The following is a 10,042-nucleotide window of genomic DNA, read 5'->3' as shown; positions in this document are numbered from 1 at the left end:
CGGATGACCGAACGGCATTCGGCATTGTTGGCAGTATCGGGGCGCGCCAGCGTCCACCCGCCTGACGGCGGATATGGGAGTGCAGGGAGGTCGGCCACCGGCCATGAATATTGTCGTTTTGGTCAAGCAGGTCCCGGACACGGCGACCGAACGGAAGCTCAACGCCGATGACAAGACGCTGGACCGCGCAGCGTCCGACGGTGTCATCAACGAGCTCGACGAGTACGCCATCGAGGAGGCGCTCCTCCTCAAGGAGAAGCACGGCGGCGAGGTCACCATCCTGACGATGGGCCCGGACCAGGCCACGGACTCGATCCGCAAGGCCCTGTCCATGGGCGCCGACAAGGCCGTCTTCGTCAACGACGACGCGCTGCACGGATCCGACGCCATCCAGAGCGCCTACGCCCTCGCGCAGGCCCTGGGCACCTTCGAGTTCGACCTGGTCGTGCTCGGCTCGGAGTCCACCGACGCCCGCACCGGCGTCATCGGCGCCGCGCTCGCCGAGTACCTCGGCCTGCCCCAGCTCACGCTGGCCGGCAAGGTCGACATCGACGGCGGCGCCATCAAGATCCAGCGTCAGACCGACTACGGCTACGACGTGGTCGAGGCTCGGCTCCCGGCGGTCGTCTCCGTCGTCGAGAAGATCAATGAGCCCCGGTACCCGTCCTTCAAGCTGATCATGCAGGCGAAGAAGAAGCCGGTCGACAAGAAGTCCGCGGCCGACGCGGGCATCGACACCGGCAAGGTCGGTCTGGCCAACGCCACCACCGAGACCGTCGACTTCGCCGCCGCGCCGCCGCGCGCCGCGGGCACGATCGTCAAGGACGAGGGCGACGGTGGCGTCAAGGCCGCCGACTTCCTCGCCGAGAAGAAGTTCGTGTAGGTAGACGAGAGACTCAGGGAAGGTTCAAGGATTATGGCTGAGGTCCTCGTCCTCGTCGACCACGTCGACGGACAGGTCAAGAAGGTCACCACCGAGCTGCTCACCGCCGCGCGCCGCATCGGCGAGCCCGCCGCGGTCTGGGTCGGCGACGGTGCGGAGTCGGGCAAGGCCACCCTGGCCGAGTTCGGCGCCGAGAAGGTGTACGTGGCTCCGGTCGAGGTGAACGACTACGTCGTCGCCCCCAAGGCCGAGCTGCTCGCCAAGCTCGCCCAGGACAAGGGCGCCGCCGCCATCCTCGTCTCGGCCACCGCCGAGAACAAGGAGATCGCCGGTCGTACCGCCGTGAAGCTGGGCTCCGGGGTGCTCACCGACGTCGTCGACGTCAACGCCGAGCTGGTCACCGAACACAGCATCTTCGGTGGCGCCACCGTCACCCACGCCCGCGTCAAGACCGGTGTTCCGGTCATCGCGGTCCGTCCGAACTCCGTTGTCCCGGAGGCCACCGCCGGTGCCGCCGCCGAGGAGGCCGTCTCGGTCGACATCTCCGAGGCAGCCAAGGGCGCCAAGGTCGTCGAGCGCGTCGTTCAGGCGAAGGGCGAGCGCCCCGAGCTGGAAGAGGCCGCCATCGTGGTCTCTGGCGGTCGTGGCGTGGGCTCCGACGACTTCACCGTCGTCGAGAACCTGGCCGACTCGCTGGGCGCGGCCGTGGGTGCTTCCCGCGCCGTCGTCGACTCCGGCTGGTACCCGAACCAGTTCCAGGTCGGCCAGACCGGTAGGACGGTCAGCCCGAACCTGTACGTGGCTCTGGGCATCTCCGGCGCGATCCAGCACCGCGCGGGCATGCAGACCTCGAAGAACATCGTCGCGGTCAACAAGGACCCCGAGGCTCCGATCTTCGAGCTCGCCGACTTCGGCGTCGTGGGTGACCTGCACACGGTCGCCCCGCAGCTCACCGAGGAGATCAACAAGCGCAAGTAGCACTACCGTGCGCTGAGCGATCAAGCCGACGCCCGACCGGGAACCCCCGGCCGGGCGTCGGCTTTTCCCGCTCACTCCGAGGACCGGGACCGGGGAGGGCTCAGCCGGGGGTCGGGTGGAAGGTGCGGGTGGAGCCCATGCCGGACAGGACCCCGTTGGGGGCGAACTCCAGGCGCAGGTCCACGTCGGCCGGCTCAGGGTGGGCGACCGGGCCGTCGGGGGCCACCACCGAACCGGTGGTGAGGAACAACCGGTCGCCGACCACGCCTTGACCCACCCCGCAAAGGTTCACCTCGGGGCCGTCGCGCCAGACCTCGGTGCCGTCCGCGCCGGTCAGCGCCACCGGTACCGGCTCGCCCCCGGGATCCTCCACGGCCAGGAACAACCCCTCGAACCCGCGCACCGCGCCGTGGGCGTCGTCACAGCCGCCGAGACCGAACCCCGGAGCGTGCCAGGCGCGTTCTCCACCGGAGTCGAAGGCCACCAATTCGCCGCCGAGGTCGACCACGGTCCCGTCGTCGACGTGCGCGAGGTCCTGGATCCCCCTCACGGCCACCTCGTGGAGCCGTTCACCGGTGTCGGCGTCGTGGCCACGGAACCCCTCTTCGGTCCACGTGCTCACCCGGCCCTCGGACAGCAGCGCGTGCTCCTCGACGTCACCGGGCAGGTCCGCGACCACGGAACCGTTCGAGGTGTCGAGCAGCGTCCAGGTCTCGTCGGCGCGGACCAGGACACGATCGCCGGCCCCGGCGTCCAGGACCGGGTCGGTGGGCCCGTTCTGACACCAGGACCGGTCACCGGAACGCGCGTCGAACCCGGCCAGAACACCCCCGGCCGCGACCAGCACGATCCCCTCGGCCTGGCCCGCGGTGGCCGTGCGCCCGTCGGTATCGACCCACCACAGCACCCGCCCGTCGTCGCCGGCGCGCACCACCGGGCCGTCGTCGGCCACCAGGGTGACGGTGTCGTCGAAGCCGCCGACCAGATGGGAGTCGTCCCCTACGGCCCAAGCGCCCGGTTCCAGAAAGGGGTGCCCCGAGCCGGGCGCGGGCTCGGCGTCGTGGTGACCGCCCCCGACGCCCTGGTGGTCGCTCAATCCCGCACAGGTGAGTCCGGTCCACTCCAGGTAGAGCGGGAGGGCCGAGGCGGCGACCACGATGAGTCCCAGTCCGGCGGCGGACCAGAGCAGGGGACGGGACCGGCGCGCGCGTTCGGGAGCCTTGGGCATGACGTCCTTGCCGTGCTGGGGGCGGGAACCTCGAATTTACCGTCCCCGTCCTCGTCCCCACGGCGGTGGCCTACCGCAGAGGTTCGGAACAGGGGGAGGGTTCCGGCCGAGGCGTCATCCTGGTGTCGTCGAGCCGACTCTCCTCGACCCCTGGGCACCAGGTTCCGAAGGCGGGCATGGCCGGCACCTCCGTCGAATGGGTAGGGCCGGCCCGAGATGACGGCAGGTGCTTTGTGGTGATCTGAGGCTGTTTGTCCGATATGAAATGTTCTGTGTGGTTTTCAGGGTAGGGCCCCGGGTAGACCCGGCGAACGACCGCGCGGAGGCGGTAGGGAAGGGGTAGGTGCGATGCGAACCACGGTGCGAGCGGGACGGCGCAAGGTGGAGGTCAAGAACGCCGACAAACCCCTCTTCGGGTCCGACGGGGCCACCAAGGCCGATCTGGCCGACTACTACGCCAGGATCGCCCCGCTCATGCTGCCGCAGACCAAGGGCCGACCCGTCGTGCTCCAACGTTTCCCTGAGGGAATCGACGGCTCCGGCTTCCTTGTCCAGCATCCCTCCCATCCCCGGTGGATCCGCACCGTGTGGACCTCCTCAGGTCGCATGATGGAGTGCCAGGACGCCGCCGCTCTGGTGTGGTGCGCCGATCAGGCCGCCATCACCCTGCACAACTGGTCCTCCCGCACTCCGCGCCTGGGCGTGCCCGACCGGATGGTCCTCGACCTCGACCCGGTGGGGGAGGGGCCCGACGCGTTCGATACGTGCAGGCAGGCCGCCTGGAGCGTCCGCGAGGTCCTGGCCGAACTCGGGCTGAGCGCCTACGTGATGACCACCGGATCCCGGGGACTGCACGTCCACTCGCCCTTGAGGCCGGAGCTGGACGACGCCGATGTGAGGAAGCTGGCCAAGGCGGTCGCGGACCGGGTGGCCGCCCGTGCCCCCGCCGAGTGGACCACCCGGGTGCGCAAGGCCGCCCGCCATGGCCGCATGTTCGTCGACTACCTGCGCAATGGGAAGGGCCAGTTGGCCGTGGCGCCCTACAGCGTGCGGGCCCGGCCGGGGGCGCCCGTCGCCACCCCGATCACCTGGGAGCAACTGGACGACCTCAGGTCCTCCCAGGACTTCACCATCGACATGGACCGTGACGAGTGCCCGTTCGCGGGGATGCGCAGGCACGCCAGGTCCCCGCGCAAGGCGCTGGGTCTGTTGGACGAACGAGAGGGCGGAGTCGTGCCCCGTCCCCGCGCGGAGGGCGGTTAGGAGCCGGTGGAGGTGTGCTTGTGGTGGGTTATCCACAAGCCCGAGACCTTGACCTGGTGGAAGAAACCGATCTCGTGATCCCATTGATCTTGGGGGAGCCGTTGGTTTCGCCGGTTTCGTGCCGCCTGGGGGTGGGCGGGGTGGGGCGCCTCAGGTTTCTGGCTCTTGGTGTTGGTGGGGCGTTACTCGGGCGCCCCACCAACACCACACAACGCCCAACAATCCCAAGATTCCCGATCCGAGGCGCCCCCTCCCACCCCCACTTACCCCGCTCCATCTGCCCCGCCGCCCCCACCTACCCCGCCCCACCCTCGAACAGCAGTTCAAACCCGGTGAAAGGTGAGTGTGGCACCGAGGGGCCTCCCCGAATCTTGGCTCCGTTCCGGTTTCCGTCCGGGGCCCGGGGTGCACGTGTGATCGTGGGGGATGGTGGGGAAGAACCCCGGATCCGACGAGACGCCGATGGTGGGAGCGCCCATGGAGGGTTATGGGGCCCAGATCGGCCTCGTGCTGGTCTTGGTCGTGTTGAACGCCGTGTTCGCGGGCAGCGAGATCGCCCTGGTGACCCTCCGAGAGGGACAGATCCGGCGCCTGGAGACCTGGGGCCCCGGCGGTCGCACCGTCGCCAAACTCGCCCGGGATCCGAACCGGTTCCTCGCGACCATCCAGATCGGCATCACGCTCGCGGGTTTCCTCGCCTCCGCGACCGCCGCCGTCGCGTTGGCCCAGCCGCTGGTGGAACCGTTGGGCTTCCTCGGCCGTTACGCCGGCCCCGTCTCGATCGTGCTGGTCACCGTGGTGCTGAGCTTCATCACCCTGGTCCTTGGGGAACTGGCTCCCAAACGCATCGCCATGCAGCGGGCGGAGGGGTGGGCGTTGATGGTCTCCCGCCCGCTGGACCTGCTGGCCACGCTGACCAGGCCGGTGGTGTGGCTGCTGGGGGTCTCCACGGACCTGGTGGTACGCCTGTTCGGCGGGGACCCGCAGGCCGAACGCGAGGAGGTCACCGAGGAGGAACTGCGCGAGATGATCACCTCGCGCGGGGACATCACCCCGGAACAACGGCAGATCCTGGACGGTGCCTTCGCGATTCGGGAGCGCCGCCTGCGCGAGGTCCTGGTGCCCCGCCGGGACGTGGACTTCGTGGTGGCGGGCACCGGCGCGGGCGAGGCCCTCGCCCTGCTGGTCGAGTGGGGCCACTCACGAGCGCCGGTGGTCCGATCCGGAGACATGGACGACGTGATCGGGGTGGTGCACTGGTCGGACCTGATCGGGCGGGACGACGACGTCGCCGACCTGGCGCGGGAGATCACCCAGCTACCGGACACGCTCTCCTTGTCGGTGACGCTGCGCCGGATGACGGAGGGCCGCCAACAACTCGCGATGGTGATCGGGGAGACCGGCGCGGTCGGTGGCATCGTTTCCCTGGAGGACCTGCTGGAGGAGTTGGTCGGTGACATCACCGACGAGACCGACCCGGACCCGCCGGAGGTCGACAGGTTGGCCGGGGGCGTGCTCCGGTTGCCCGGTACCTATCCCGTGCACGAACTGCTGGACCTGGGCGTGGACCTCACCGACCGTCCCGAGGGCGCCTACGTCACCATGGCGGGGATGGTGTTGGTCCGGCTCGGCCACATCCCGGACGGGCCGGGGGACCGGGTGGACCTGGGCGGGTGGACCGCCACGGTCACCGACGCGGACGGCCGCAGGATCGACGAGATCCAACTGAGTCCGAACCCGGCCGGGCGCGCGCCGACCGAATGACCGGGACTCACCGCTTGCGCAGCACGATCAGCAGGTTCCAGGTGATGATCTCGCGCAGCAGCGGCACGTGCACGATCGGCTTCATCCAGGTGGGCAGGTACCGCGGCCGGATGTCCACCACGTCCACGTCGTCGCGTCCGCGCACCCAGCGCAGTGTCTCCTTGGCGTACGCGGCGTACATGCTGTGCCCGAAGTCGTTCTTGGGTCGCCGACCGTTCTTGCGCGTGAACCGCTCGGCCGCGTAGGAACCGCCCAGGTAGTGCCAGGGTGAGGTCTCGTGCCCGCCCCACGGCGACAGCCATAGCGTGTACGACAGGTACACGAGTCCGCCCGGTCGGGTCACCCGCACCATCTCGTCCGCCATGCGGATCCGGTCCGGCACGTGCTCCAGCACGTTGGACGAGAAACACACGTCCACGCTCCCCGAACGCAACGGCAGGTCCAAGGCGCTGCCCTGGACGGCGTTCGCGTCCGCGTCCCGCCCGTGCAGCGTCATCTCGTGGGCGTCGGAGTCCACACACAGACACCGGGCGCCCTCGGCTCGTAGCGCGTCGGCGAAGTAACCGGGACCGCCGCCCACGTCCACCACCAGCCGGCCGTCCAGCGGCGTGTAGGAACGCAGCTGGTCGACGGTGTCGTGGGCGAGCTTGCCGTAGAAGAACTCCGGGTCCGTCTGCTCCTTGCGGAAGGCCGCGAACAGTCCCACGGATCGGCCGAGGGTCGCGCGGAACGGGATGGTCCCGTCCGGTCGCGTTCCGGTACCGCTGTCGCTGTCGGTCGAGGTCACACCCGGCCCCCCACCCGGACGTAGTGCCGCAGGTGCCGCCAGTGGTCGCCGCCCCAGTACTCGTCGGAGGCGACGATCTCGGAGCCGGGCAGTAGTTCGGCGAGGCGTTCGGTGCTCAGGGTGTGCATGCGCATCGGTGCCGGGTAACGCAGGATCACCCTCTGAGCCAGGGCCACCAGCGGCCACGGCACGTACTTGAACACCAGCCCCTTGAAGGTCCGCCGCTCGCTGTCCGGCACGCCCAGCACCAGGGCGCCGCCGGGGCGCACCACGCGGGCGAACTCGCGCACGTACCCCTCGGCGAGGTCGGTGGGCAGGTGTTGCAGGACCAGGTCGGTGTAGACGACGTCGAAGGAGTCGTCCTCGAACCGGGACAGGTCGGGGCGTTCGTTGAGCACGAACTCGATCCGGCCCTCGGCCCGGTCCAGGCGACGGGCCTCCTCCAGCATCGGGGCCGAGATGTCCACGCCGATCACCCGCTCGAAGTGGGCGGCCAGGGCGTTGGACAGACGCCCGGCGCCGCAGCCGAAGTCGAGTACGCGGCCGCGGGCCTCGGCGAGCCCGAGCTCGTCCAGGCGGTGCACGGCCGGGTCGATGTCGGAACGGCCGGAGGCGAGGAACTCGTCGTCGTCCCACCCGCCGTCACGTTTGTCCGGGTCCACGCAGACCGCCCACAGCGGCTCGGTGGATCCCAGTCGGGTCCAGTCTCGGCGGACCTGTTCGAGCCCCACCGGCATCACCCCCACGGTGCTGGAGACCGCCCCGGAACAGGGCTGAATGAAGCCTGTTCCTGTTCTGGATGCCTGGGTCTGCGAGACCTGCGGCAACGGTCAGGAATAAAAGTGGAACGTGTTGTATTCTGGCACCCATTTTCCGGGTTGGCCAACCTACGGCGGGGAGAGTACCTATGCCGCCTGTTTCCCCCGATGAGGGCGGGACCACAAGAGTACGCAGACAGGTCGAGGAGGCCGAGGAGCAGGGTCCTACCTTCGGGGAGATCACACGGGAGGCGTTCGCCGCGCTGGGCCGGGTGCGAAGCGACCGGGTCTTCCAGCTCGGAATGCTCATCGTCGCCGTGGCGACGATACTGAAGGTCTACGTGCTCGGTGAGTCGTACTTCGTGGAGGACGACTTCCTGTTCTTCGCGGCGGCCAACTCCAGCGACCTCACCCCCGAGTTCCTGCTGGAGTTGCACAAGGGCCACTTCATGCCGGGGGCCATGTTCCTGATCTACCTGCAGAACGCCTTCGGTGCCTACCACTGGGTGTCGGCGGCGGGCACCATGCTGCTCCTGCAGGTCGCCGCGATCCTGGTCTTCTTCCGGCTGCTGTGGGAGCTGTTCGGTCGCCGTTGGGCCCTGCTGGTGCCCCTCACCGTGTACGCCCTGGCCCCGCTCACCATCCCGGTGCTGGGCTGGTGGGCGGCGGCGCTCAACGCGGTGCCGTTTCAGCTTTCGGTCGCCCTGGCGCTGCTGTTCACCGTCCGCTACCTGCGCACCGGCGTGACCCGGTACGTGTGGTGGGTCGTGGCCGCGGTCGTGTTCGGGATGTTGTTCTCGGTCAAGGCCATGCTGCTGCCACCGCTGCTCCTGGCGTTCGCGGTGGCCTTCCTGTACCCGGGTGGGCCGATCCGGGCGGTCCGGTACGCGTTCTGGATGGACCGCAGGTTCTGGACGGGCATGGTCGGCCTCACCCTGGGCTACCTGGTGCTCTACCTGGTCCGGCAGAACGCCGGCACCGGGGAGGAGGGCGCTTCTGTGCCGGTGTGGGACACCGCCGCCGAGCTGATGCGTCGCATGCTCACCGAGGTGTTCCCGGTGGGTGTCCTGGGTGGTCCGTTCGAGTGGAGCCCGATCACCCCCACCGGAGGTCTGCTCGACCCGATCGGCTTCGTGCTCATCGGCGCGTGGGTCGTGCTCGCCCTCATCGTCGTGGCGAGCCTGCGTGTGCGTCGGGGCGCCTGGCGGGCGTGGGCGCTGCTGCTGGGCTACCTGGTGTTCGCCGACGCGATCCCGACCGTCATCGCCCGCGGTGACGTCTACGGCGAGGTCGGTTCGGACCCCCGATACGTGGCCGACGCCGCGCTGATCTTCGCGCTGGTCCTCGCGCTCGCCTTCCTCGTCACGAAGGAGGAGCGGGCCAGGGAGTACACGGGCAACACGGGGGAGGAGCGCGACCCGCGCCGCCGGCTCCGCCTGGTACATCCCGGACGCGTCACCGGGACGCTCGCCCTGGTCGTCACGCTGATCTACGCGGGCTCGGCCGGCTACTCCACCTACACCTACGCCGGGACGCTGAGCGGGGACCGGTTGCGGTCCTACATGGACAACGCGCGCACGTCCCTGGCCGAGGTGCCCGAGGACGCCGGGATCTACAGCAGGCCGGTGCCCGACGACATCGTCCTGGAATGGAACGGTCCGCGCCGGCTCAGTTCGTACGTGCTGACACCGTTGGCCGACCGCGAACTCGCCGAGCGGATGTACGAACCCGAACCCGCGCCCACCGCCCACGTGTTCGACGACGAGGGGAACCTGGTGGTGGCGGGTCCGCCGTCGCAGGTGAACTCGTTCGTCCCCGCCGAGGACGAGGACTGCATGGACAACTGGGATGGCCTGATGTCCTGGTCGGTGTGGGAGTTCGGCGGGATCGAGCAGGTGGCCACGATCGGCTACACCTCCCAGGAGGAGGCCAACCTGGTCGTGGTGGTGGGCGACGAGGAGGTGCAGACCGAACTTCCGGCGGCGCCCGAGGGCGGGTTCTGGTACGTGCCGGTGAGCGAGCGCGGCGACACGTTCACCCTGTACACCGACCCGGACAAGACCTGCGTGACCTGGTCCTCCCTGGGCCCGTTGGCCCCCGCGAGTGACCTGGAGGAAGCGGAGGATGAGGAGGCGGAGGACGACGAGGGCTGAACCCTCAGCGTGGGGGCGGGCCCGCCGGTACCGGGCGCCGTCCCCTCCGCCCCTCCGAGAGGAAGCGTCGAGACCACTTCCGGGAGGGCTCCTCCACGAAGTGGAAGGTGAGCTTGGCGAGCAACGTGGTGAAGATCAGGACCGGAATGATGTCCAGCCAGAACGACCCGGCGAAGATCTCCTGCCCGGTGAAGTCGCGCCACAGGTACAGCACCACGAACTGCCACA

General features: G+C 69.3%; 8 protein-coding genes and 1 pseudogene. 5 read left to right on the top strand and 4 right to left on the bottom strand.

What is annotated here, in order from left to right; genetic code table 11:
- Window positions 1-103: 103 nt before the first annotated feature.
- Window positions 104-883, top strand: coding sequence for an electron transfer flavoprotein subunit beta/FixA family protein (locus ABZ717_RS27800; protein WP_358515972.1), 780 nt, complete (start codon window positions 104-106; stop codon window positions 881-883).
- 33 nt (window positions 884-916) lie between these two features.
- Window positions 917-1,861: an electron transfer flavoprotein subunit alpha/FixB family protein gene (locus tag ABZ717_RS27795; RefSeq protein WP_358515969.1), complete on the top strand. Its 945-nt coding sequence runs from the start codon at window positions 917-919 to the stop codon at window positions 1,859-1,861.
- A 100-nt stretch (window positions 1,862-1,961) separates the two neighbouring features.
- Here the strand turns inward: ABZ717_RS27795 and ABZ717_RS27790 are convergent, their stop codons facing one another.
- On the bottom strand, window positions 1,962-3,089 hold the full coding sequence (locus ABZ717_RS27790) for a PQQ-binding-like beta-propeller repeat protein (RefSeq protein ID WP_358515966.1): 1,128 nt from the start codon (window positions 3,087-3,089) through the stop codon (window positions 1,962-1,964).
- Between the two features lie 348 nt (window positions 3,090-3,437).
- Between ABZ717_RS27790 and ligD the strand changes: the two genes are divergently transcribed.
- Window positions 3,438-4,352 carry a non-homologous end-joining DNA ligase gene (ligD, locus tag ABZ717_RS27785; protein WP_358515963.1) on the top strand — a complete coding sequence of 305 codons (915 nt, stop codon included), beginning with the start codon at window positions 3,438-3,440 and terminating at the stop codon, window positions 4,350-4,352.
- A 477-nt stretch (window positions 4,353-4,829) separates the two neighbouring features.
- Entirely contained in the window at window positions 4,830-6,116 is a 1,287-nt protein-coding gene (locus tag ABZ717_RS27780) for a hemolysin family protein (protein ID WP_358515975.1), read from the top strand.
- Window positions 6,117-6,123: 7 nt separating this feature from the next.
- Here ABZ717_RS27780 and ABZ717_RS27775 read toward each other — a convergent pair whose 3' ends face one another.
- Together ABZ717_RS27775 and ABZ717_RS27770 are read right to left on the bottom strand one after the other, a co-directional pair.
- Window positions 6,124-6,903 (bottom strand): class I SAM-dependent methyltransferase, encoded by a 780-nt coding sequence (locus ABZ717_RS27775; RefSeq protein ID WP_358515960.1) that lies wholly within the window; start codon window positions 6,901-6,903, stop codon window positions 6,124-6,126.
- Window positions 6,900-7,640: a class I SAM-dependent methyltransferase gene (locus tag ABZ717_RS27770; protein ID WP_358515957.1), complete on the bottom strand. Its 741-nt coding sequence runs from the start codon at window positions 7,638-7,640 to the stop codon at window positions 6,900-6,902. The genes ABZ717_RS27775 and ABZ717_RS27770 overlap by 4 nt, the downstream gene beginning before the upstream one ends.
- 170 nt (window positions 7,641-7,810) lie before the next feature.
- On the opposite strand from ABZ717_RS27770, the gene ABZ717_RS27765 reads away from it, so the two are divergent.
- Window positions 7,811-9,814, top strand: coding sequence for a hypothetical protein (locus tag ABZ717_RS27765; RefSeq protein ID WP_358515954.1), 2,004 nt, complete (start codon window positions 7,811-7,813; stop codon window positions 9,812-9,814).
- A 4-nt stretch (window positions 9,815-9,818) separates the two neighbouring features.
- On the opposite strand, the pseudogene ABZ717_RS27760 reads toward ABZ717_RS27765, so the two are convergent.
- Window positions 9,819-10,042, bottom strand: a pseudogene (locus tag ABZ717_RS27760) (acyltransferase); the annotation flags it as partial.

This window comes from Nocardiopsis sp. NPDC006832, assembly GCF_040635885.1.
Lineage (GTDB): Bacteria > Actinomycetota > Actinomycetes > Streptosporangiales > Streptosporangiaceae > Nocardiopsis.
Note: the sequence above shows the minus strand (reverse complement) of the source record. Positions and strands in the feature narration are given on the sequence as shown.